The 21,929-nt window shown below is 66.9% G+C and carries 20 protein-coding genes and 1 tRNA gene; 11 read left to right on the top strand and 10 right to left on the bottom strand.

Annotated elements, in window-relative coordinates; all coding sequences use genetic code 11:
• The first annotated feature begins 24 nt into the window (after positions 1 to 24).
• Together AC30PD_RS02265 and hemH are read left to right on the top strand one after the other, a co-directional pair.
• Positions 25 to 999: an adenylate/guanylate cyclase domain-containing protein gene (locus tag AC30PD_RS02265; RefSeq protein WP_489534006.1), complete on the top strand. Its 975-nt coding sequence runs from the start codon at positions 25 to 27 to the stop codon at positions 997 to 999.
• 5 nt (positions 1,000 to 1,004) lie between these two features.
• Positions 1,005 to 2,096: a ferrochelatase gene (hemH, locus tag AC30PD_RS02260; RefSeq protein ID WP_489534005.1), complete on the top strand. Its 1,092-nt coding sequence runs from the start codon at positions 1,005 to 1,007 to the stop codon at positions 2,094 to 2,096.
• A 9-nt stretch (positions 2,097 to 2,105) separates the two neighbouring features.
• On the opposite strand, the gene AC30PD_RS02255 is transcribed toward hemH, so the two are convergent.
• The 3 genes from AC30PD_RS02255 to AC30PD_RS02245 are packed head-to-tail and all read right to left on the bottom strand — an operon-like array spanning position 2,106 to position 5,049.
• Positions 2,106 to 3,593: a tripartite tricarboxylate transporter permease gene (locus AC30PD_RS02255; protein WP_489534004.1), complete on the bottom strand. Its 1,488-nt coding sequence runs from the start codon at positions 3,591 to 3,593 to the stop codon at positions 2,106 to 2,108.
• Entirely contained in the window at positions 3,593 to 4,087 is a 495-nt protein-coding gene (locus AC30PD_RS02250) for a tripartite tricarboxylate transporter TctB family protein (RefSeq protein WP_489534003.1), read from the bottom strand. The genes AC30PD_RS02255 and AC30PD_RS02250 overlap by 1 nt, the downstream gene beginning before the upstream one ends.
• 2 nt (positions 4,088 to 4,089) lie before the next feature.
• Positions 4,090 to 5,049: a Bug family tripartite tricarboxylate transporter substrate binding protein gene (locus AC30PD_RS02245; RefSeq protein WP_489534002.1), complete on the bottom strand. Its 960-nt coding sequence runs from the start codon at positions 5,047 to 5,049 to the stop codon at positions 4,090 to 4,092.
• 149 nt (positions 5,050 to 5,198) lie between these two features.
• On the opposite strand from AC30PD_RS02245, the gene AC30PD_RS02240 reads away from it, so the two are divergent.
• From AC30PD_RS02240 to AC30PD_RS02200, 9 genes are all read left to right on the top strand, one after another.
• Complete coding sequence (locus AC30PD_RS02240; protein WP_489534001.1) at positions 5,199 to 5,885, top strand: response regulator transcription factor; 687 nt, start codon at positions 5,199 to 5,201, stop codon at positions 5,883 to 5,885.
• A gap of 54 nt (positions 5,886 to 5,939) precedes the next feature.
• Positions 5,940 to 7,343, top strand: a complete 1,404-nt coding sequence (locus AC30PD_RS02235; protein WP_489534118.1) for a sensor histidine kinase — start codon at positions 5,940 to 5,942, stop codon at positions 7,341 to 7,343.
• Positions 7,344 to 7,766: an RNA-binding S4 domain-containing protein gene (locus tag AC30PD_RS02230; protein WP_489534000.1), complete on the top strand. Its 423-nt coding sequence runs from the start codon at positions 7,344 to 7,346 to the stop codon at positions 7,764 to 7,766. It abuts the gene before it with no gap.
• Positions 7,767 to 7,882: 116 nt separating this feature from the next.
• Positions 7,883 to 8,419, top strand: coding sequence for a nucleotide exchange factor GrpE (gene grpE / locus AC30PD_RS02225; RefSeq protein ID WP_489533999.1), 537 nt, complete (start codon positions 7,883 to 7,885; stop codon positions 8,417 to 8,419).
• Between the two features lie 88 nt (positions 8,420 to 8,507).
• Positions 8,508 to 10,463, top strand: a complete 1,956-nt coding sequence (dnaK, locus tag AC30PD_RS02220) for a molecular chaperone DnaK (protein ID WP_489533998.1) — start codon at positions 8,508 to 8,510, stop codon at positions 10,461 to 10,463.
• A 122-nt stretch (positions 10,464 to 10,585) separates the two neighbouring features.
• Positions 10,586 to 11,731 (top strand): molecular chaperone DnaJ, encoded by a 1,146-nt coding sequence (dnaJ, locus tag AC30PD_RS02215; RefSeq protein ID WP_489533997.1) that lies wholly within the window; start codon positions 10,586 to 10,588, stop codon positions 11,729 to 11,731.
• Positions 11,732 to 11,849: 118 nt separating this feature from the next.
• Positions 11,850 to 13,478: a response regulator gene (locus tag AC30PD_RS02210; protein WP_489533996.1), complete on the top strand. Its 1,629-nt coding sequence runs from the start codon at positions 11,850 to 11,852 to the stop codon at positions 13,476 to 13,478.
• A 43-nt stretch (positions 13,479 to 13,521) separates the two neighbouring features.
• Positions 13,522 to 15,189 (top strand): phosphoethanolamine transferase, encoded by a 1,668-nt coding sequence (locus AC30PD_RS02205; RefSeq protein WP_489533995.1) that lies wholly within the window; start codon positions 13,522 to 13,524, stop codon positions 15,187 to 15,189.
• Between the two features lie 30 nt (positions 15,190 to 15,219).
• Complete coding sequence (locus AC30PD_RS02200; protein ID WP_489533994.1) at positions 15,220 to 16,131, top strand: cation diffusion facilitator family transporter; 912 nt, start codon at positions 15,220 to 15,222, stop codon at positions 16,129 to 16,131.
• A gap of 11 nt (positions 16,132 to 16,142) precedes the next feature.
• Here AC30PD_RS02200 and AC30PD_RS02195 read toward each other — a convergent pair whose 3' ends face one another.
• From AC30PD_RS02195 to tilS, 7 genes are all read right to left on the bottom strand, one after another.
• Positions 16,143 to 17,258, bottom strand: coding sequence for a PA0069 family radical SAM protein (locus tag AC30PD_RS02195; protein WP_489533993.1), 1,116 nt, complete (start codon positions 17,256 to 17,258; stop codon positions 16,143 to 16,145).
• A gap of 62 nt (positions 17,259 to 17,320) precedes the next feature.
• Positions 17,321 to 18,202, bottom strand: a complete 882-nt coding sequence (locus AC30PD_RS02190) for a transglutaminase family protein (protein ID WP_489533992.1) — start codon at positions 18,200 to 18,202, stop codon at positions 17,321 to 17,323.
• A gap of 8 nt (positions 18,203 to 18,210) precedes the next feature.
• Positions 18,211 to 18,735, bottom strand: coding sequence for a pyridoxamine 5'-phosphate oxidase family protein (locus AC30PD_RS02185; protein ID WP_489533991.1), 525 nt, complete (start codon positions 18,733 to 18,735; stop codon positions 18,211 to 18,213).
• Positions 18,736 to 18,765: 30 nt separating this feature from the next.
• Positions 18,766 to 18,927, bottom strand: coding sequence for a hypothetical protein (locus tag AC30PD_RS02180; RefSeq protein ID WP_489533990.1), 162 nt, complete (start codon positions 18,925 to 18,927; stop codon positions 18,766 to 18,768).
• A gap of 181 nt (positions 18,928 to 19,108) precedes the next feature.
• Positions 19,109 to 19,201 (bottom strand) — tRNA-Ser (locus AC30PD_RS02175).
• Between the two features lie 52 nt (positions 19,202 to 19,253).
• Positions 19,254 to 20,528, bottom strand: a complete 1,275-nt coding sequence (locus AC30PD_RS02170; RefSeq protein ID WP_489533989.1) for an aspartate kinase — start codon at positions 20,526 to 20,528, stop codon at positions 19,254 to 19,256.
• Positions 20,529 to 20,615: 87 nt separating this feature from the next.
• Positions 20,616 to 21,926, bottom strand: coding sequence for a tRNA lysidine(34) synthetase TilS (gene tilS, locus AC30PD_RS02165; RefSeq protein WP_489533988.1), 1,311 nt, complete (start codon positions 21,924 to 21,926; stop codon positions 20,616 to 20,618).
• Between the last annotated feature and the right edge of the window lie 3 nt (positions 21,927 to 21,929).

Raw genomic sequence — 21,929 nt, 5'->3', positions numbered from 1 at the left:
CTTGGCCTGCCACGTCCCTTCCGAATGACCCAGATCGTTGAACGCACCGTGCTGTTTGCCGACCTGCGCGGCAGCACGTCGATGTACGAAACGCTCGGCAACGCCGACGCCACGGCGGTCGTGACGCAAAGCGTGGCGCTGATCGCACGCATCGTCTCGGTGCACGAAGGCCAGGTCGTCAAGACCCTCGGCGACGGGCTGATGGCGGTCTTCGCCGCGCCCTCGTCTGCCGTGGCCGCCGCCGACGACATGCACGAGTCGCTGGAGCGCATCGGCACGCCCGGCCAACCCGGCCATTCGATGGGCATCCGCATGGCGCCGCTGAAGCTGCAGGTTGGCCTGGCGCTCGGCGAGGTGATCGAGATGTCGGGCGACCTGTTCGGCGACGCCGTGAACGTGGCGGCGCGCCTGCTCGACCACGCCGGCGACAACGAAACGCTCGCCACCGCCAACGTCGTCGAAGGGCTCGACGACTGGATGCGCTCGCGCTTTCGCAGCCTCGACCGCCTGCAGTTGCGTGGCCGCGTCGAACCGGTGCACGTGCACCTGTTCGAGCCGGTGCGCCGCTTCGGCGACACGGCGGTCACGGCCTTCGGCGACATCGCCCCGAGCGTGCCCGAACCCGAGGGCATCCGCCTGACCTGGCTCGACCAGAGCCGCATCTACGCCGGCACGAGCCTGCCGGTGGTGCTGGGCCGCAGCCCGCAGGCCACCTACATCATCGACGACAACCGCGTCTCGCGTTCGCACGCGCGCATCGACTGGCACGGCGGCACCTTCCAGCTGATCGACCTGAGCTACAACGGCACCTACGTGCGCTTCGACCACGACCCGGAAATCATCAGCCTGCGGCGTGGCGCCTGCACGCTGCACGGCAGCGGCATGATCGGCCTGGGCGCGCCGCCTTCGGAAGCCGCCAGCCCGAGCGTGCGCTTCGAGATCCTGAAGTTCGCCGACACGCAGAAGCAATTCCCGCCAGAGTTCGATTCGCAGTTCTGAGTCGAATGGCCTTCACCCCCGAACCTTCGCACGCGCACGGCACTGCCCCGCGCGTCGCCATCCTGCTCTGCAACCTGGGCACGCCCGACGCGCCCACGGCACCGGCGCTGCGGCGCTTTCTGGCCGAGTTCCTGAGCGACCCGCGTGTCGTCGAGGTGCCGCGCCTGTTGTGGCTGCTGATCCTGCACGGCGTGATCCTGCGGGTGCGGCCGGCCAAATCGGCGAAGAAATACGCGAGCATCTGGACGCCCGAAGGCTCGCCACTGAAGGTCTGGACCGACAAGCAGGCCAAGCTGCTCGGTGGTTACCTCGGCGAGCGTGGCCACCGGGTCACGGTGCGGGTCGCCATGCGCTACGGCGGCCCGTCGATCGCCCGCGTGCTCGACGAGTTGAAGACCGAGGGCGTGAGCCGCGTGCTGGTGCTGCCACTGTACCCGCAGTATTCAGGCACCACCACCGCCAGCATCATCGACGCGGTGTGCGATTGGGCGCAGCGCTCGCGCACCGTGCCCGAACTGCGCTTCGTCAACCGCTACCACGACGACGCCGGCTACATCGGCGCGCTGGCCAAGCGCGTCAACGATCACTGGGCGACGCACGGCCGTCCCGACAAACTCGTGCTGAGCTTTCACGGCGTGCCCAGGCGCACGCTGAGCCTCGGCGACCCTTACCACTGCGAATGCCTGAAGACCGCGCGGCTGCTGCGCGAACGGCTCGGCCTGCCGGCCGAGTTCGTGACCGTCACCTTTCAAAGCCGCCTCGGCAAGGCCGAGTGGTTGCAGCCCTACACCGAACCCACGCTGATCGAGATGGCCAAAGCGGGTGTGAAGCGGGTCGACGTGATGTGCCCCGGCTTCACCTCCGACAACCTCGAAACGCTGGAAGAGATCAACATGGAAGCGCGTGAAGCCTTCCTGCACGCGGGTGGCGCCGAGTTTCACCACATCGCCTGTCTGAACGACCAGCACGAGTGGATCGCGGCGCTCTCGGCCATCAGCATCCAGCACCTGCAGGGCTGGCCGAGCACCGTGGTGCCCGATGCCGCCGCGCTTGAAGCCCAGCGCCAGCAGGCGCTGGAACGCGGCGCCAGCGCCTGAGCCGATCGATCAGGCGCGCGCCTTGCGCAGTTTCATCAGCCGCGGCAAGACCAGCACCGCGAGCACGATGACGATCAATGCCAGCGACACCGGGCGCTCGAGGAACACGCCCCACTTGCCCTCGCCGATCGACAGCGCGTTGCGCATCTGCGCTTCGGCCAGCGGCCCGAGGATCATGCCGACAACCACCGGCGCGGTCGGGAAGTCGTAGCGCCGCATCACCACGCCGAGCAGGCCGATCACGTACAGCAGCACCAGGTCGAACGCCGACTGGCGCATGCCGTAGACACCCACCGTCGCGAAGATCAGGATGCCCGCATACAGGTAGGCCTTGGGGATCTTCAGCAGCTTGACCCAGAGGCCGACCAGCGGCAGGTTCAAGACCAGCAGCATCACGTTGCCGATGTAGAGCGAAGCGATCAGCGCCCACACCAGGGCCGAGTTCTTCTCGAACAATTGCGGGCCGGGCTGGATGCCGTAGTTCTGGAACGCGCCGAGCAGGATCGCCGTGGTGTTCGAGGTGGGAATGCCCAGCGTGAGCAGCGGGATCAGCGTGGCCGTGATCGCCGCGTTGTTGGCGGCTTCCGGGCCGGCCACGCCCTCGATCGCACCGGTGGTGCCGAACTCTTCCTTGTTCTTCGAGAGCTTCTTCTCAGTCGCGTAACTCAGGAAGGTGGGGATTTCGCTGCCGCCCGCCGGAATGGTGCCGAACGGAAAGCCGATGGCCGTCGCGCGCAGCCAGGCCGGCCAGGAGCGCTTCCACTCGGCCGCGGTCATGTGCACCTTGCTCATCTTGTTCTGCGTCTCGACCGTGCGGCCTTCGTACATGACGTTGTAGAGCGCTTCACTGACGGCGAACAGGCCGACCGCGATCAGCACCACTTCGAGCCCGTCGAGCAACTCCGGCACACCGGCGGTGTAGCGCGCCTGGCCCGAGATCTGGTCGATGCCCACGAGGCCCATCGCCAGGCCGATGAACAGCGAGGTCAAGCCACGCAGCGTGCTCTTGCCGAGCACTGCGCTCACGGTGCAGAAGGCCAGCACCATCAGCAAAAAGTATTCGGGCGGGCCGAGCCGGATCGCATAGGTGGCGACCACGGGTGCGAAGAACGTGACCAGCACGGTCGCGATCGTGCCGGCAACGAACGAACCGATCGCCGCCGTGGCCAGCGCCGCGCCGGCGCGCCCGCTCTTGGCCATCTTGTTGCCTTCCATGGCCGTGACCATGGAGCCAGACTCACCCGGCGTGTTGAGCAGGATCGAAGTGGTCGAGCCGCCGTACATCGCGCCGTAGTAGATGCCCGAGAAGAAGATCATCGACGCCGTGGGGTCGACCTTCAAGGTGATCGGCAGCAGCATCGCCACCGCGGTGGCGGGCCCGATGCCGGGCAACACGCCGACAGCCGTGCCGATGGTGCAGCCGAACAGGCACCACAGCAGGTTGATGGGTGTGCCGGCTGTCAGGAAGCCCTGGACCAACTGGTTCCAGATGTCCATCACAACCACCCTGTCGAAGTGAGGCCAGGCAGGTTGATCGCCAGCAACTGCGTGAACATCCAGTACACCGGCGCTGCGATCGCCAGCCCGATGGCGGCGTCGACGAGCCACGCGCGCGGGCTCAGGTCGAGCCGGTCTTCGGCCGACTTGAAGCCGCGCACGGCCAGCACGAAGCACAGCGCACAACTCAAGATGAAACCGAGCGTCGTGATCAGGGCCGCGGTGGCGAGAATGCCCGCCGACACCCAGGCGAAGCCCGGCCAGTGCGACGTGGCAGCGCCACTCGGCTCTTCCATGTCGCGGTAACCGCCGCTGCGCGCCTCGTAGATCAGGAAGGCACCGCAGGCCAGCAAGGCGAGGCCCACGACCCACGGCAGGAAGTTCGGCCCGACGCCGGAATAGCCGGCGTCGGACTTGATCGTCAGCGCCCCGGCCACGAACATCGCGCCGGTGGCCAGCGTGCCCGCCCCCACCAAGGTCTGCGGCGCTTTCATCGTCAGATCATTCCCGACTTCGCCATCACCGCGCGCAACGAAGCGAACTCGTTGTCGACGAAGGTCTCGAACTCGGCGCCCGTCATCAGCGCGGGCGTCCAGCCGTTCTTCTCGAGCGACTCGGCCCAGGCCTTGGTCTTGGTCGCCTTGACGATCATCTCGATCAGGCCCTTGCGCTGCTCGGGGGTGATGCCGGCGGCGCCGTACACGCCACGCCAGTTGCCGATCACGACGTTGATGCCCTGCTCTTTGAGCGTCGGCGCGTCCACGCCCTTGATGCGGGTGTCGGACGTGACGGCGATCGCCTTCATCTTGCCGGTGGTGATGTATTCGGCGAACTCGCTGTAGCCGCTGCCGCCGACCGTGACGTTGCCGCCCAGAATGGCGGCGGTGGCTTCACCACCCCCACGGAAGGCCACGTAGTTGATCTTCGCCGGGTCGACGCCGACTTCGCGCGCGATCATGGCCGCGGCGATGTGCTCGGTCGATCCACGCGAACCGCCGCCCCACTTCACGCTGCCGGGGTCTTTCTTCATCTGCTCGACCACGTCTTTCATGGTCTTGAGCTTGGAATCGGCCGGCAGCACGAACACGTTGTATTCGCTCGTGATGCGCGCCAGCGGCGTGGCTTGCGACAGAGACACCGGCGGCTTGCCGGTGATGATGCCGCCGAGCATCACCGCGCCCATGGTCATCAGCGCGTTGGCGTCGCCCTTGTTGCCGTTGACGAACTGCGCCAGGCCGATAGCACCGGCGGCGCCGCCCTTGTTGTCGTAGCTCACCGACGAAGCTGCACCCGACTCCTGCAGCGCCTTGCCGAGGGCACGGCCGGTCGTGTCCCAGCCACCACCGGGGTTGGCCGGGATCATCATTTTCAGATTGGCCGCCGCCGATGCGGGCGACGGCAACATGCCCGCCGCGGCGAGCGCGGCCAGGGACTTCAGGAAAGTATCGCGACGCATGGTTGTCTCCTTCGACGCAGAATGCACACCCTTGGATACTGGCGCCAAAAGCTGTCAGTCGGCTGTCCAAACGCCTAGGGAAAATGCTGAGGCACCGCCTGTACGCCGCCTGTGCGGATGCCCGAGACTGCGCCTGCCCCACCCGTGCCATGAAGCTCCTGTTGATCGAAGACAACCCGGCCATGCAGACCACGCTGCAACGCAGCTTCCAGCGCCGCGGCATGCAGGTCGTGACCTGCGGCGACGGTGCGCGTGCGCTCGACCGCTGGCGTGCCAGCGTGCCCGATGTGGTCGTGCTCGACCTGAGCCTGCCAGGCATGGACGGGCTGCAGGTGCTCGCCGCCGCGCGCGCCGAAGGCCTGGCCACGCCGGTCTTGATCCTCACCGCACGCGGCACGGTCGGCGATCGCATCCTCGGGCTGAACACTGGCGCCGACGACTACCTGCCCAAGCCCTTCGACCTCGACGAGCTCGAAGCGCGCGTGCGGGCCCTGGCGCGCCGTGCCGGCGCCACCGACACCGAAGCCCGTGGCGACACGCTCGAGCCCGAATACTGCGGGCTGCGTGCCGACACCACGAGCGGCGCGGTCTACTTTCAGGGCGAGCCGCTCGACCTGCCGCCGCGCGAAAGCGCGCTGCTGCGCGCGGTGCTCGACCGGCCCGGCCACGCCGTCGCGAAAGAGCGCCTCTTCGAACTGGTGTTCCCCGGCGAAGCGCACCTGCAGGCTGAAGCCATCGAGGTCGTGGCCTACCGCCTGCGCAAGAAGCTCGCCTCGACCGGCGCGCAACTCGTCACGCTGCGCGGGCTCGGCTACCTGCTGAAGCCCCAGGCGTAAGTGCCGGGTGCGCAACTGGTGAGCGACCTGTCCGCGGCCCCGCGCCGGCTGTCGATGCGCAGCCAGTTGTTGCTCGGCATTCTTCTGCCGGTGCTGGCCATCGTGGCCATCAACACCGTGAGCCTGTACCGGCAGGCGCTGCGCTCGGCCGACATCGCCTATGACCGCACTCTGCTCGCTTCGGCCAAGTCGATCGGCGAACTGCTGCAGGTCAGCGGCGCAGGCGACGCCGCGCAACTCAGCGCCAATGTGCTCTACGCCGCGCTCGAGCCTTTCGAAGCCGACAACCGCAGCCGCATGTTCTACAAGGTCACCGGGTTCAAAGGCGAAGCGGTGTCGGGCTACGCCGACCTGCCAGCTTGGCACGGCAGCCTTCCGACGAAGGCGGCCTACTCCGCGCTGGTCGACTTCTACAACGACCGCTATCGCGATCAACCGGTGCGCGTGGCCGTGCTGCTGCAACCGGTGGCTGGGCCCGAAGGGCGCGGCATGGCCACGATCCAGGTGGCCGAAACGCTGGAGCTGCGCGAGACGCTGGCGCGCCAGATCCTGATCGACACGCTGTGGCGCCAGGCCGCGCTCGTGGCCGTGATCGCACTCGTGGTCGTGGTGGTCGTGCAGCGCGCCACCCAGCCGGTGCGCGACCTGAGCGCCGACCTGAACGCGCGCAGCGCCAACGACCTCGCACCCATCGCCCGTGCCGATGCGCCACGCGAGTTGCTGCCCTTGCTGCACGCCACCAACGCCGTCATGGCGCGCCTGGGGCACCTGCTCGAACACCAGAAGCGTTTCGTGCGCGACACCTCGCACCAATTGCGCACGCCGCTCGCCGTGTTGAAGACCCAGGTGCAGTCGGCGCAGCGCGGCGACGTGGAACCGGCGCAGGCGCTCGGCGAGATCGGCCACACCGTGGCCCGCGCCACCGAACTGGCGAACCAGATGCTGGCGCTGGCCAAGGTGGAGCAGTTGCGCCAGCAAGGCGACGCTGGCGTGGTCGACTGGGCCACGGTCACGCGTGCCGTCGCGCTCGACCTGGCGCCGCTGATCGCCGAGCAGCGGCTCGACTTTTCGCTCGAAACCGACAGTGCGCCGGTGCGCGCGCACGAATGGGCCCTGCGCGAGCTCACACGCAACCTGCTGCACAACGCGCTCAAGTTCAGCCCCGACGAATCGCGCCTGGCGCTGCGGGTCGAGCGTTTGGCGAACCAGGCCGTGCTGACCGTTTCCGACAGCGGCCCCGGCATCTCGGCAGCACAGCGCCAGCACCTGTTCCAGCCCTTCACCAGCGGCCTGGGTGCCGACAACCCGCAGCGCGGTTCCGGGCTCGGCTTGGCGATCTGCAACGAGATCGTCGCTTCACTCGGTGGCCAGATCGCTCTCGACAACCGCGGCGGCGGCGCCACACCTGCGGGGCTCGACGCCACCGTGCGTTTGCCGCTGGCCGACAATCGGGTCTAGATGACAGACAAGTTCACGACAACCGAGCGTGTGCGGCTCGACAAATGGCTCTGGGTCGCACGCTTCTTCAAGACCCGAGGCCTCTCGGCCGACGAGATCGACAAGGGCCGGGTCGAGGTCAACGGCCAGACGGCCAAGGCTTCGCGCGAGTTGCGCCCGGGCGACCGGATCGAGCTGCGGCAGGGGCCGGTCACACGCACGCTGATCGTGAAGGCGCTGAGCCTGCAGCGCGGCCCGGCGTCGGTGGCGCAGGCGCTCTACGAAGAAACGCCTGAGAGCGTCGCCCTGCGCGAAAAAGCAGCCCAGGAGCGGCGCTCTGGTACCGAGCCAGCCCTGGCGCTGGACCAGGGCCGCCCGACCAAGCGCGACCGCCGCCAGCTCGCCGACTGGAACCGCTGGAGCGCGTCGAGCGACCCCGACTGAAACGACCGCGCCCTGCTCCGGCACGTTTTTGCCCGGCCAGCGCAGATCCGTTGCAATCCCCTCTTGAAACTGTGGGCTCCCGCCCCATGTGCGGGGCTGAAGAACTGAGCACGACCATGAACCAGAACGAAACCAACCCTTCCAGCCCCGAAATGGCCGATGCCGCGGCTGCGGCCGCAGAAGCTCCTGCAGCCCAGAACCCCGAGTCCCGGCTGCAGGAACTCGAGGCCAAACACGCCGAGGTGTCCGACGCCTACTTGCGCGCCAAGGCCGAGGCCGAGAACATCCGCCGCCGTGCCGAAGACGAGATCGCCAAGGCCCGCAAGTACGCCGTCGAAGGCTTCGCCGACAGCCTGCTGCCTGTGAAAGACAGCCTCGAGGCCGCGATCCTGATCCCCGGCGCCACGCCCGAGCAGTTGCTCGAAGGCGTGCACGCCACGCTGCGCCAGCTGGTCTCGGCCCTCGAGCGCAACAAGGTGCTCGAGATCAACCCGGCCGCCGGCGCCAAGTTCGACCCGCACCAGCACCAGGCCATCAGCGTCGTGCCGGCTGCGCAGGAGCCGAACACCGTGGTCGCCGTATTGCAAAAAGGCTATTCGATCGCCGACCGGGTCTTGCGCCCGGCGCTGGTCACCGTGGCAGCGTCTTCCTGAGACTGAACAGTCCACAGAAGCGCCTTGAAAGCCCACAGCTTATCCACACGTTAAGAACAATCTTATCCAGCTCTCAGGAGATTCAATCATGGCAAAAATCATCGGCATCGACCTCGGCACCACGAACTCGTGCGTCTCGATCATGGAAGGCAACACCACCAAGGTCATCGAGAACAGCGAAGGTGCACGCACCACGCCGTCGATCGTGGCCTACCAGGACGGCGGCGAGATCCTCGTCGGCGCGTCTGCCAAGCGCCAGGCCGTCACCAACCCGAAGAACACGCTGTACGCGGTGAAGCGCCTGATCGGCCGCAAGTTCACCGAGAAAGAAGTGCAGAAAGACATCGACCTGATGCCCTACAAGATCGCCGCGGCCGACAACGGCGACGCGTGGGTCGAGGTGCGTGGCAACAAGCTCGCGCCGCAACAGGTCAGCGCCGAGATCCTGCGCAAGATGAAGAAGACCGCCGAAGACTACCTCGGTGAAACCGTCACCGAAGCCGTGATCACGGTGCCGGCCTACTTCAACGACGCGCAGCGCCAGGCGACCAAAGACGCCGGCCGCATCGCCGGCCTCGACGTGAAGCGCATCATCAACGAGCCGACCGCGGCCGCGCTCGCGTTCGGCCTCGACAAGAACGAAAAGGGTGATCGCAAGATCGCCGTGTACGACCTGGGCGGCGGCACCTTCGACGTGTCGATCATCGAGATCGCCGACGTCGACGGCGAGAAGCAGTTCGAAGTGCTGGCCACCAACGGTGACACCTTCCTGGGCGGCGAAGACTTCGACCAGCGCGTCATCGACTACATCATTGCCGAGTTCAAGAAAGAGCAAGGCGTCGACCTCGGCAAAGACGTGCTCGCGCTGCAGCGCCTGAAAGAAGCGGCCGAAAAGGCCAAGATCGAACTCTCGAGCGGTGCGCAGACCGACATCAACCTGCCCTACGTGACGGCCGATGCCTCGGGCCCGAAGCACCTGAACATCAAGCTCTCGCGCGCCAAGCTCGAAGCGCTGGTCGAAGACCTGATCGAGCGCACCATCGCGCCCTGCCGCACCGCCATCAAGGACTCGGGCCTGAGCGTCTCCGACATCCAGGACGTGATCCTGGTCGGTGGCATGACCCGCATGCCCAAGGTGCAAGAGAAGGTCAAGGAATTCTTCGGCAAGGAACCGCGCAAGGACGTGAACCCCGATGAAGCCGTGGCCGTGGGCGCCGCGATCCAGGGCCAGGTGCTGGCCGGCGACCGCAAGGACGTGCTGCTGCTCGACGTGACCCCGCTGAGCCTGGGCATCGAGACGCTCGGCGGCGTGATGACGAAGATGATCAAGAAGAACACGACCATCCCGACCAAGTTCGCGCAGACCTTCTCCACCGCCGACGACAACCAGCCGGCCGTGACGATCAAGGTCTACCAGGGCGAGCGCGAGATGGCCTCGGGCAACAAGAGCCTGGGCGAGTTCAACCTCGAAGGCATTCCGCCGAGCCCGCGTGGCATGCCGCAGATCGAGGTGAGCTTCGACATCGACGCCAACGGCATCCTGCACGTCGGCGCGAAGGACAAGGGCACCGGCAAGGAAAACAAGATCACCATCAAGGCGAATTCGGGCCTGACCGAGGCCGAGATCGAGCAGATGGTCAAGGACGCCGAAGTCAACGCGGCCGACGACAAGAAGAAGCTCGAGCTGATCCAGGCGCGCAACTCTGCCGACGCGATGATCCACAGCGTGAAGAAGAGCTTGTCCGAGCACGGCGACAAGCTTGAAGCGGGCGAGAAAGAGAAGGTCGAGGCCGCGCTGAAAGACGCCGAAGAATCGCTGAAGAGCGAAGACAAGGCACAGATCGAAGCCAAGACCGAAGCGCTGATGACCGCGAGCCAGAAGCTCGGCGAGAAGGTCTACGCCGAAGCGCAGGCGGCGCAAGCGGCGGCGGGTGCGGCAGCCGGTGGTGGCGCTGACGCGCCGCACGCCGAAGGCGCCTCGGCCAAGGCGGCCGACGACGACAACGTGGTCGACGCCGAGTTCAAGGAAGTGAAGAAGGGCTGAGCCTTTTCACCAACCCTCGCCGGTTTCGGGCGGAGCTGCTTTGCAAAAGGCAGTCTTCGGCTGAAACCGGCGTTGGTGTTTGAAGCGCGTACGAATGAAGAACCTGCCGGAGCCTGAATTTCATGGCCAAACGTGACTTTTACGAAACGCTGGGCGTGCCCAAGAACGCCAGCGAAGACGACATCAAGAAGGCTTATCGCAAGCTCGCGATGAAGCACCACCCCGACCGCAACCAGGGTGACGACGCGAAGAAGGCCGAAGAAAAGTTCAAGGAGGCCAAGGAAGCCTACGAGATGCTTTCCGACAGCCAGAAGCGCGCTGCCTACGACCAGTACGGCCACGCCGGCGTCGACCCCAACATGAGCCGCGGCGGCGGTGCTGGCGGCGAAGGCATGGGCGGCTTTGCCGAAGCCTTCGGCGACATCTTCGGCGACATCTTCGGTGGTGCCGGCGGCCAGCGCCGCGGCCCGGGCGGGCAGCAGGTGTTCCGCGGCAGCGACCTGAGCTACGCGATGGAGATCACGCTCGAAGAGGCGGCCGCGGGCAAGGAAACGCAGATCCGCATCCCTGCCTACGAAAGCTGCGAGACCTGCAAGGGCAGTGGCGCCAAACCCGGCACCCAGCCCAAGACCTGCAGCACCTGCAACGGCGCGGGCACGGTGCACATGCGCCAGGGTTTCTTCAGCATCCAGCAGACCTGCCCGCATTGCCACGGCACCGGCAAGATCATTCCCGAGCCCTGCACCACCTGCAACGGCCAGGGCAAGGTCAAGAAGAACAAGACGCTCGAAGTCAAGATCCCCGCCGGCATCAACGAAGGCATGCGCATCCGCTCCAGCGGCAACGGCGAGCCGGGCACGAACGGCGGGCCGGCGGGTGACCTGTACATCGAGATCCGCATCAAGCAGCACGAGATCTTCGAGCGTGACGGCGACGACCTGCACTGCACCGTGCCGGTCGGCCTGACCACGGCCGCGCTCGGTGGCGGCATCGAGGTGCCCACGCTGGGTGGCAAGGCCGAGATCGAATTGCCCGAAGGCACGCAGCACGGCAAGACCTTCCGGCTGCGTGGCAAGGGCATCAAGGGCGTGCGCTCCAGTTACCCTGGCGACCTGTACTGCCACGTGTCGGTCGAAACGCCGATCAAGCTCACCGAGCACCAGCGCAAGCTGCTGAAAGAGCTGGACGAGTCCTTCCGCAAGGCGGGCGATCGGCATTCGCCGACCTCGAAGACCTGGTCTGATCGGGTCAAAGACCTGTTCAAGTAACCCGGTCGCCCTGCCCACGGCGAGAGCAGCGGGTCGGGCAGGGTCAAGAACGCGGCGGGCGTGCCGATAAGCAGGAACGGGGAATCGCCCCGCCACCGCTGGTGCCCTGTCTCGCCGCATGAACAAGATCTACCCCGACGTAGGCAATTGCCGCGCCCTGATCGTCGACAGCAACCCCGCCCTGCGCAGCCTGCAGGCCGGCATGCTGCGCGACATGGGCGTGGGCACGATCGTGCAGAAGAGCCGGGTTCCCGACGCGCGCAGCGTGCTCGAGAACCAGGTCTTCGACATCGTGCTGTGCGACTACCACTTCGCCTCCAGCCCGCTGACCGGGCAAGACCTGCTCGACGACCTGCGCCGCGCCAACCTGCTGCCCTACTCGACCGTGTTCATCATGGTCACCGGAGAAGCCTCTTACCCGATGGTGGCCGAAGCCGCCGAATCGGCGCTCGACAGCTACCTGCTCAAACCGCACACCGGCCTGGCGCTCGAAGCCCGCCTGGTGCAGGCACGCCACCGCAAGACCACGCTGCGCACCATCTTCGAGGCGATCGAGAACGACGACTTCGCGCTCGCCGCCCAGCTCTGCCGCGCGCGCTTCGATGCGCGCGACGAATACTGGCTGTACGCCGCGCGCATCGGCGCCGAACTGCTGATCCGGCTCGGTGACCACGCCGCCGCCCGCACGCTCTACGAAGCCGTGGAAAAGACCAAGGCCCTGCCCTGGGCGCGGCTGGGCATCGCCCGCGCCGAAGTCGAGGCCGGCGATCTGACCCAGGCCACCAGCATGCTCGAAGCGCTGATCAGCAGCCAGCCCGGCTTTGCCGACGCCTACGACGTGATGGGCCGGGTGCAGGTGGAACAAGGTGACCTCGACGCCGCGCTCGAGACCTTTCGCTGCGCCACGCGCATCACGCCACAAAGCATCGCGCGCCTGCAGAAGCAGGGCATGCTGGCCTTCTACATGGGCCACGGCGACGAGGCCGCCGAAGCGCTCGAGCGCAGCGTGCGCATCGGCCTGACATCGAAGACCTTCGACTGCCAGAGCCTGGTGCTGCTGGCGATGACCTTGTACGACAAGCGCGACAACAAGGCCTTCAACCGCAACCACGATCACCTGCGGCTCGCGCTCGAACGCCAGCCCGACAACGTGCGGCTGCAGCGTTTCGTGACCACGTCTGAAGTCTTCAAGGCACTGATCGAACGCCAGGTCGCCAGCTGCGTGGCGCAGGTGCGGCGCCTGGCCGCCTGCATCTCGCAGGAAGACTTCGACTTCGAGGCCGCGAGCAACTTCCTGGCCGTGCTGGCGCGCTTGCGCAGCACCGAGATCCAGCTCACCGAAGCCGACGCGTGGATCAGCACCATCGCGCAGCGATTCTGCGTCTCGAAAGCGTCGGCCGACATGTTGTGCAAATCGCTGCAGGAACACGAGCCGCACGTGGCCTTGGTCCGCGCCGGGCACACCGACATCAACCTGCTCGCCGAGCAGGCCATGTCGCACAGCATCAAGGGCCGCCACGCCGACGCGGTGAAGAGCCTGATGCAGCGAGGCACCGAAACCCTGAACGCCAAGCTCGTCGAGCTTGCCGGCAAGGTGCTGACCCGCCACGGCGCGAAGATCGAGGCCAGCGCCGCCATGATCGAAAAGGTCGAAGACCTGCGCCGCAGGTTCTGCGCCAAGGGCACCCAGGTCGCTCTCGGCGGCGCGGCGAACCGGGCCGCGGGCGGCGTGATGATCCGCAGCTGAGCCCGGCCCGGGAGCGCCCGGGCTTGCGACGACAATACCGCGCATGACGATGCGCTTCCCGACCTCCGGCTCGCCTTCTGCACGCGACGGCTGGAACCCGATGACCCTGGCGGTGGCCGCCGCCGTGTGGATCGCCTCCTTCGCCAACTGGCCTCTTTGGCGCGCCTTGCTGGCGTTGCCTGAAACCGGCTCCGGTCGAGGCGCACTCTTCATCGTCGGGTTCGGCCTGATGATCGCCGCGCTGCTCACTGCGCTGCTCGCCTTCGTGGCCTGGCGCTTCACCGTCAAGCCGGTGATCGCGCTGTTCGTGCTGGCGGCCGCGTTCGGCGCGCACTTCATGGGCACCTACGGCGTGGTGATTGACTCGACCATGATGGTCAACGTGGTTCAGACCGACCCGCGCGAAGTGCGCGACCTGCTGAGCTGGCGTCTGCTGGTGGGCGTGGCCGTTCTCGCCGGCATTCCCCTGGTGGTGTTGTGGCGTGCACCGCTGCAGCGCCTGGGCGCGGCGGCCCAACTCGGCCGCAACGCGCTCGGCCTGTTCGTGGCACTGGCCGTGTTCGCCGCCTTGTTGTTCGCGCTCTTCGCCGACCTGTCGGCCACGATGCGCAACCACAAGACGATGCGTTATCTGATCAACCCGCTGAACTCGTTCTACGCGCTCGCCGACATCGGCCTGCAGAGCACCGCCCAGCCGGCCGGGCCGCCGCAGCCGATCGGTCTCGACGCGCGCATCGCGCCCCGCGCCGCCGGTGCCCGGCCGCCTCTGGTGTTGCTGGTGGTGGGCGAGACCGCGCGTGCCGACCACTTCTCGCTCAACGGCTACGAGCGGCCGACCAACCCGGCGCTGGCCGCGCTCGACGTGGTGAGCTTCCGCGAAGTGAGCTCGTGCGGCACCAGCACGGCGGCCTCGTTGCCCTGCATGTTTTCGCATCTGGGCAAGAAGCAGTTCGAGCGCCGCGAGGCCAACTCCGAAAACCTGCTCGACCTCGTGCAGCGCACCGGCATGGCCGTGCTCTGGGTCGACAACCAGGCCGGTTGCAAAGGGCTGTGCAAACGTGTTCCCACTGCGCGCGCCATCGATGCCGCACCCGGCCGCGCCGCACCGGGTGCGCAGTTGTGCCAGGAAGGCGAATGCCTCGACGAAGCGCTGCTGGTCGGCCTGGAAGCGCGCCTGGCCGACCTGCCCGCCGATCGGCGCGAGCGTGGCGTGCTGCTGGTGCTGCACCAGATGGGCAGCCACGGCCCCGCCTACTACAAGCGCAGCCCGGCAAACCGCAAGCCGTTCATGCCGGAATGCAGCACCAACGTGCTGCAGCAGTGCGACCGCGCCAGCCTCGTGAACGCCTACGACAACTCGATCGTCTACACCGACCACATGCTCGCGCAGGCGGTGCAGTGGCTGCAAGGCCAGGCGGCGCAGTTCGAGACCACGATGCTCTATGTGTCGGACCACGGCGAATCGCTCGGCGAGAACAACCTTTATCTGCACGGCCTGCCTTACGCCGTGGCCCCGCGCGAGCAGAAGCATGTGCCGATGGTGGTTTGGGCGGCGCCGGCTTCGGTGACCGCGTGCCTGCGCGAAAAACGCGACATGCCGCTCACCCACGACAACCTGTTCCATTCGGTCCTGGGCATGCTCGGCATCTCGGCCAGCGAATACCAGCCCGGCCTCGACGTCTTCGCGGCCTGCCGCACACGGTCACCCTAATCGTCGTCATCGCCTCCCCACGCCGTCGCCATGTCTGCACCTCAAGCCGATTCGCTGAGATCGATCTTCTTCGCACTCGGCGCCAACTTCGCGATCGCGCTGGCGAAGACGGCCGGCGCGGTGTTCACCGGCTCGGCCTCGATGCTGGCCGAGGCGATCCACTCCTTCGCTGACTGTGGCAACCAGGCCTTGCTGATCTGGGGCCTGAAAGAAGCCAAACGCGCCGCATCGGAAGACCACCCGCTCGGCTACGGCCGGGCGATCTACTTCTGGAGCTTCATCGTCGCGTTGATGCTGTTCAGCATGGGAGGCCTCTTCTCCATCTACGAGGGTGTGCACAAGTTGCACGACACCGAGCCCTTGAAGTACGCCTGGGTCGCAGTGGGCATTCTGTCGTTCGGCGTTCTGGCCGAGTCGGTGTCGTTGTGGGGCGCGCTGCGCGAGATCAACAAAGAGCGCGGCGCGCTCAGCCTGTGGCAATGGTTTCGCACCTCGCGCCAGAGCGAGCTGATCGTGATCCTTGGTGAAGACCTGGCCGCGCTCGGCGGCCTGGTGCTGGCGCTGGGCTTCATCGGCATGGCGCTGGTGACGGGCAACCCGATGTGGGACGCGATGGGCTCGATCTCGATCGGCGTGCTGCTGATCCTGGTGGCCGTGCTGGTGGGTGTGGAAGTCAAGGCGCTGCTCGTCGGCCAGAGCGCCGAACCACAGGTGCTGGCGCGCATGCGTGCGCATCTTCAGGCTCAGCCGCAGGTGGCGCAGATCTACAGCGTGATCACGCAGCAACTCGGCAGCGACATCATGGTGGCGGTGAAAGCGCGCATGCACCCGCTGGGCACCGACGTCGCGCTGGTCGAGGCGGTCAACACGGTCGAGCGCGGGCTGCGCGAGGCCTTTCCGCAGGTGCGCTGGGTCTTCTTCGAGCCCGACCTGAAGGACTGAGGCACGACTGTTCAGCCGAACAGATCGGCCTGCCCGTCGTCGCGGGCCCGCAGCGGTTTGCGGAATTGCGTGAGGTCGAGCTCGACGCGCTGGCGGTTCAGCCCGAAACGCGCCGCAGCCTTCTGGAAACGCTGCGTGAGCAGCTGCGCCCAGACGCCTTCACCGCGCATGCGCGCGCCGAACTTCGCGTCGTAGTCGCGGCCGCCACGCATTTCTCGCACCCTGGCCATCACACGCTCGGCGCGTTCCGGGAAGTGCCGGGCCAGCCATTGCTGAAACAGCGGGTTCACTTCCCAGGGCAGACGCAGCACGACGCTGAACGCCGACCGGGCACCGGCCGCCGCGGCCGCTTCAAGAATGCGTTCGAGTTCGGGCTCGTTGATGAACGGGATGATCGGCGACACGCTCACGCCGACCGGAATGCCGGCCTTGGCCAGTGTCTCGATGGTGCGCAACCGGCGCTGCGGCGATGCGGCGCGAGGCTCGAGGATGCGCGACAGCGACGCGTCGAGCGACGTGACAGACACGTACACCGCCGCCAGGCGCCGCGCCGCCATCGGCGCCAGCAGGTCGATGTCGCGCTCCACGCCCGATGATTTGGTGACGAGCGAAAAAGGATGGCTGCATTCGGCCATCAGCTCGATCACCGAGCGGGTGATGCGCAACTTGCGTTCGGCGGGCTGGTAGGCGTCGGTCGCCGAGCCGATGTTGAGCAGCAGCGGCTCGTAGCTGCGGCCGGCGAAAGCCTCGCGCAGCCGCTCGGCCGCATTGACCTTGGCGACGATGCGGGTCTCGAAGTCGAGCCCCGGCGACATGTTCAGGTAGCTGTGGGTGGGCCGCGCGAAGCAGTACACGCAGCCGTGCTCGCAGCCGCGGTAAGGGTTGATCGACAGGTCGAACGAGATGTCGGGCGAGTCATTGCTGGCGAGGATCGACTTGACGCGCTCTTCGATGATCTGCGTGCTGGGCGGCAGGTGTTCTTCCTGCGACTGCTGATCGAGCGTGCCCCAGCCGTCGTCGACGGCCTCGCGCTCGTCGCGCGCAAAACGGTGCTCGATCGCCCAGATCGTGCCCCGCCCCTTGAGCGAGGCAGGCGCCGGCATCGAAGGGTCGGGGTCGAACTGCATACTGTGAATATATACAGTTCTACTGCGAGCGGCAATGCGCCGCCATGCGAACCCTGCCCAACTCAGCGGCGACGCACCTGCACGTCGACGAACATGCCGCCGAAGTCACCCGGGTAGCCGTGCCACGCGCCGCTCACCGGCGAAGCCAGGCTGGCGTGGCGGGCCACGCCGACGCGGATCAGGTCGGTGCCGCCGATCAGGTTGTTGGTCGGGTCGAACGGGATCCAGCCCGCACCCGGCAGGTAGACCTGAACCCAGGCGTGCGTCGCGCCCGCGCCCACGACCGGTGCGTCGGGGTTGTCGAGCCAGGGTGTGTACAGGTAGCCCGAAACGAAGCGGGCTGCATAACCGAGACGCCGCACTGCTTCGATCATCAGCGTCGCAAAGTCGCGGCAGGTGCCCGACTGCAGGCGCAGCGTGTCGTAAGGCGTTTGCACACCCTCGTCGAGCCGCGCCACGTAGGCCATCGACTGCCGGATGAACTGCGTCATGTCGACGAGCAACTGGCGCGTGTCGGTCGGCCCGTCGCTGCGGATGAACTGGCGGGCCCACGCGACGAGCTCGCCCGAAGGGTCGTCGAAGTAGGGTTGCAGGCAGTGCTGCAGCGCGATGCGGTCTTCTGCGCCGTAGTCGAACGGGTACTGCGAGGCGGCCGGATCGAGTGGCAGGTCGAGGGCACGTGTGCCCGTGTGTTCGACCGAGAACGAACACTCGATCTTCAGTTCTGTCGCCGGGCTCTGTGGCTGAACCAGTGCGACCGAGTTGGAGTACACGTCCTGGATCAGCCGGATGTCGAGCGGCTCGGGCGTGACCTTCATGTCGGTGGCGAGCACGCGCAGGTCGTGGCTGCCACGCGGGCGGAACATCACACGGTGCTCGCCCAGCTGCACCGGTTGGTGGTACTGGTAGTGCGTGGTGTGGGTGATGTCGAAAAAGACGGACATGGCCGCGCTCAGCGCATGCGGATCTCGCCCTGCTCGCCCATGCCCGTGGGCGGCGTGCCCGTGATCGCCGCCTTGGCCATCTTGAACAGCTGGACGATCTGGCTTTCCTTCACGTCCCAGTAGTGCGCGTGCACGATCTTCACCTGAACGAGCGCGAGATCAGGGTCGGTCGGACCACCGGGGAACCAGGCTTCGTTCAGCTTGCTCCAGAGCTGGCGCTTCTTGGCCGCGTCTTCGATCACCGCGGCAAGGCCGGAGACGGAGACGTAGCTGTCTTCACCCGGGTCGGCGTACACCACGTTCACGACCGGGTCGGTGGTCAGATCAGCCACCGGCTCGCCGCTGCGCGACATGAAGTACCACAGGCTCGAGTCTTCTTCGAGCTTGCTGTTCTGCGTGGTCATCGGCCGCGAGTGCAGGTGGCCGTTCTGGTGCCGGGTGGTGAACATCGCGAAGCGGATGTCCTTGATCAACGCCCACAGCTTCTCGCGCTCGCCGGCGTTGTCGCCTGGCACTCTGGTCTCTTCGTTCATGTGTGATCCTGTCTAATGGGTTGAGTGGGCTCAGCGGCCCGCGATTCGCGCCAGCCATGACCACAGCTGCTGCCACGGCGTGGCCGTGCCGATCGTCGGCAGGCGCGTCGGGCGGCGCAGGCGTCTGAAGGTCAGGCGCGAAGCGCCTGACGGCGGCATCGCGACGAGCGAACGGGCTTGAAGCATCGGCATGGCGGAACTCCGGCGCCCGTCGGGTGACGGGCGATGCAACGAAGTATCGAATCGGCGTCAGCAGAGCCACGTAAGACAAACGGCCATGCGAGCCACGGAAAACGGCGCATCCCGCGCCGTCTTCGCTCGTTCCGCCCGGCCATGAAAAAGGCCCCTTGCGGGGCCTTCTCGTTTGCGCTTCTGGCGGAGCCGGAGGGATTCGAACCCTCGATGCAGGTTTTGCCCACATACTCCCTTAGCAGGGGAGCACCTTCGGCCACTCGGTCACAGCTCCGTTCACATCAGCAATCAGCGCGCATTCTAACCTCGGCGCGCGGGTCTTCCGATCAGTGCGCCGCCGGCGGCTGGTCGAGGTCGAACGCCTTGTGCAGGGCACGCACCGCGAGCTCCATGTACTTCTCGTCGATCACGACGCTGGTCTTGATCTCGCTCGTGGTGATCATCTGGATGTTGATGCCCTCTTCGCTCAGCACCCGGAACATGCGGCTCGCCACGCCCACGTGCGAGCGCATGCCGATGCCGACGATGCTGACCTTGCAGATCTTCGCGTCGCCGACCAGGTCGGTGGCGCCGGTGAGCGGCAGCACCTTGGCCTTCAGCAGGTCGAGCGTGCGCTGGTAGTCGTTGCGGTGCACGGTGAAAGAGAAGTCGGTGCGGCCGTCGTGCGAGATGTTCTGGATGATCACGTCGACGTCGATGTTCGCGTCGGCCACCGGGCCGAGAATGAGGTGCGCGATGCCGGGTTTGTCGGTCACGCCCATCAGGCTGATCTTGGCTTCGTCGCGGTTGAAGGCGATGCCCGAGACAACGGCTTGTTCCATTTTTTCGTCTTCCTCAAAGGTGATCAGGGTGCCCGACTTCGCTTCTTCGACGATGTCGATGTCCCAGGGCGTGAAGCTCGAGAGCACACGCAGCGGCACGCGGTACTTGCCGGCAAACTCGACCGAGCGGATCTGCAGCACCTTAGAGCCCAGGCTCGCCATCTCGAGCATCTCTTCGAAGCTGATGGTCGTGAGGCGGCGCGCTTCGGCCACGATGCGCGGGTCGGTGGTGTAGACGCCGTCGACGTCGGTGTAGATCAGGCACTCGTCGGCCTTCATGGCGGCGGCCACGGCCACGGCCGAGGTGTCGGAGCCACCACGGCCCAGCGTGGTGATGTTGCCGTCGCCGTCGGCGCCTTGAAATCCCGTGATCACCACGACCTTGCCAGCGGCCAGATCGGCGCGCACGCGTGTGTCGTCGATGCTCTGGATGCGCGCCTTCGTGAACGCAGAATCGGTCGCGATCGGCACCTGCCATCCGGCGTAGCTCACGGCCTGCATGCCTTCGGCCTGCAGCGCGATCGCCAGCAGACCGACCGACACCTGCTCGCCAGTGGCGGCGATCACGTCGAGCTCGCGCAGCAGCTCGTCAGTGGTGGCGGCGGGCGAAAGTTCTTTCGCCAGGCCGAGCAGGCGGTTCGTTTCCCCGCTCATCGCCGAAGGAACCACGACCATCTGGTGACCGGCGCGTGCCCACTTGGCGACGCGCTTGGCGACCAGGCGAATGCGCTCGGTCGAGCCCATCGAGGTGCCGCCGTACTTGTGAACGATGAGTGCCATGTGAAGGTGCGAAATCGCGTGCAGAAGGAACACCACGCCCGGAGGCGAGCCTGCGATTCTAGCTTGCTGCGGTGCAGCAGACCAAGCTCAGCCAGCCTCGGGCGTCAGCGCTTCCCAGCGCAGGCAGACCAGCGCTTGCCCGGGCAAGCCGAGCACGCGCGAGTCGAGGCCGAGGCCGGGCACGAAGACGAGCTGACCACCGCTGTAGAGCAAGGGGCCAGCCCGCTCCCATTCGGGAACGCCGGCGCTCTGGAATTGCTTTTTCAGGCTGCGCGGAGGGCGCCCGACGCCGCTCTGAAATTGTTCGGCGCCGACGCGCGGCCGCAACTCCAGGCGGGCCAGCCAGGCCAGAGGAACGCCGTCGCCGGGCGTGTGTTCCACGTGCAGGCAGCCGGCCCAGCCCGGCAAGTCGTGGCGGCCAGTGCGCGTCACGCCGAGCCGCGTTTCGCGCACGGGCGCTGCCGCCACTGGCGTGAGGCTCGCTGCGGTGAACGTCAGCACACCTCGGTACAGCCGCCACTCCCCGCCCGGCGCCGGCCAACGCGCGCTGCGCGCCGCGGGCAGCTCGTGCAGCAGCCGCGCGACCAGGCTGGCCTCGGCCGAGCGCCCGGCCCGCGCCGCCAGCCAGGCACGCAAGACGTTGCTGCGCCGGGGCGCCGAGAGCGCCAGCCAGGGGGCGAGTTGCAGGCCGTGCTCGTTTGCCACCTGACCGAGATCGATCATCGCCAGTTCCGCGAGCGCACTGCGCGCTTCGTGCGCCCAGCCGGCCGCTGTGGCCAGGCTCGCTTCGGCTTGATCGAAAGCCTGCGACAGCGCGGGCCACACGTCCAAGCGCAAGCGGTTGCGCGCGAACCGCCGGTCGGTATTACTCTCGTCGTCGATGTGCTTCAGCCGATGGCGCCGCACATAGGCTTCAATGTCTTCGCGCGCTTTCGCGAGCCAGGGGCGCTGCCAGGTGACGCCGTCACGCTCCACGCTCGCCGGCATGCCGGCCAGCCCCGCCATGCCCGCGCCGCGCAAGGCCTGCAGCAGAAAAGTCTCGGCCTGGTCACGCCGATGGTGAGCGAGCAACACGACCGAGACGCCGTTGGCCAGCGCCATGGTCCGCAGGGCACGGTAGCGCACTTGCCGCGCCCAGGCCTCGACGCTCTCGCCCGGCGCGGGCGCCGTGGCAAGGCGGGTGTGGATGAAGCTGATCGGCAGACCACGCTTGGCCCAGCGCGCGCTCTGCGCTGCGCAGAAGGCCAACCAGGCATCGGCGTTCGGGCTCAGACCGTGATGCACGTGCAGCGCGAAGACCTTCGCGCCCAGCGCTGCCGCTTCGATCAGCGTCGCGTGCAAGAGCGCCGTCGAGTCGCGGCCACCACTCCAGGCGACTGCAATCGAGCGCTCGCCCACCTT

The organism is Rhizobacter sp. (genome assembly GCF_032229685.1).
GTDB lineage: Bacteria > Pseudomonadota > Gammaproteobacteria > Burkholderiales > Burkholderiaceae_C > LMDS01.
Note: the sequence above shows the minus strand (reverse complement) of the source record. Positions and strands in the feature narration are given on the sequence as shown.

What these genes read in the sequence shown, in the direction of transcription:
- AC30PD_RS02265 (WP_489534006.1), top strand. Translation starts at nt 25, where the DNA reads ATGACCCAGATCGTTGAACGCACCGTGCTGTTTGCCGACCTGCGCGGC.
- hemH (WP_489534005.1), top strand. Translation starts at nt 1,005, where the DNA reads ATGGCCTTCACCCCCGAACCTTCGCACGCGCACGGCACTGCCCCGCGC.
- AC30PD_RS02255 (WP_489534004.1), bottom strand. Translation starts at nt 3,593, where the DNA reads ATGGACATCTGGAACCAGTTGGTCCAGGGCTTCCTGACAGCCGGCACA.
- AC30PD_RS02250 (WP_489534003.1), bottom strand. Translation starts at nt 4,087, where the DNA reads ATGAAAGCGCCGCAGACCTTGGTGGGGGCGGGCACGCTGGCCACCGGC.
- AC30PD_RS02245 (WP_489534002.1), bottom strand. Translation starts at nt 5,049, where the DNA reads ATGCGTCGCGATACTTTCCTGAAGTCCCTGGCCGCGCTCGCCGCGGCG.
- AC30PD_RS02240 (WP_489534001.1), top strand. Translation starts at nt 5,199, where the DNA reads ATGAAGCTCCTGTTGATCGAAGACAACCCGGCCATGCAGACCACGCTG.
- AC30PD_RS02235 (WP_489534118.1), top strand. Translation starts at nt 5,940, where the DNA reads ATGCGCAGCCAGTTGTTGCTCGGCATTCTTCTGCCGGTGCTGGCCATC.
- AC30PD_RS02230 (WP_489534000.1), top strand. Translation starts at nt 7,344, where the DNA reads ATGACAGACAAGTTCACGACAACCGAGCGTGTGCGGCTCGACAAATGG.
- grpE (WP_489533999.1), top strand. Translation starts at nt 7,883, where the DNA reads ATGAACCAGAACGAAACCAACCCTTCCAGCCCCGAAATGGCCGATGCC.
- dnaK (WP_489533998.1), top strand. Translation starts at nt 8,508, where the DNA reads ATGGCAAAAATCATCGGCATCGACCTCGGCACCACGAACTCGTGCGTC.
- dnaJ (WP_489533997.1), top strand. Translation starts at nt 10,586, where the DNA reads ATGGCCAAACGTGACTTTTACGAAACGCTGGGCGTGCCCAAGAACGCC.
- AC30PD_RS02210 (WP_489533996.1), top strand. Translation starts at nt 11,850, where the DNA reads ATGAACAAGATCTACCCCGACGTAGGCAATTGCCGCGCCCTGATCGTC.
- AC30PD_RS02205 (WP_489533995.1), top strand. Translation starts at nt 13,522, where the DNA reads ATGACGATGCGCTTCCCGACCTCCGGCTCGCCTTCTGCACGCGACGGC.
- AC30PD_RS02200 (WP_489533994.1), top strand. Translation starts at nt 15,220, where the DNA reads ATGTCTGCACCTCAAGCCGATTCGCTGAGATCGATCTTCTTCGCACTC.
- AC30PD_RS02195 (WP_489533993.1), bottom strand. Translation starts at nt 17,258, where the DNA reads ATGCAGTTCGACCCCGACCCTTCGATGCCGGCGCCTGCCTCGCTCAAG.
- AC30PD_RS02190 (WP_489533992.1), bottom strand. Translation starts at nt 18,202, where the DNA reads ATGTCCGTCTTTTTCGACATCACCCACACCACGCACTACCAGTACCAC.
- AC30PD_RS02185 (WP_489533991.1), bottom strand. Translation starts at nt 18,735, where the DNA reads ATGAACGAAGAGACCAGAGTGCCAGGCGACAACGCCGGCGAGCGCGAG.
- AC30PD_RS02180 (WP_489533990.1), bottom strand. Translation starts at nt 18,927, where the DNA reads ATGCCGATGCTTCAAGCCCGTTCGCTCGTCGCGATGCCGCCGTCAGGC.
- AC30PD_RS02170 (WP_489533989.1), bottom strand. Translation starts at nt 20,528, where the DNA reads ATGGCACTCATCGTTCACAAGTACGGCGGCACCTCGATGGGCTCGACC.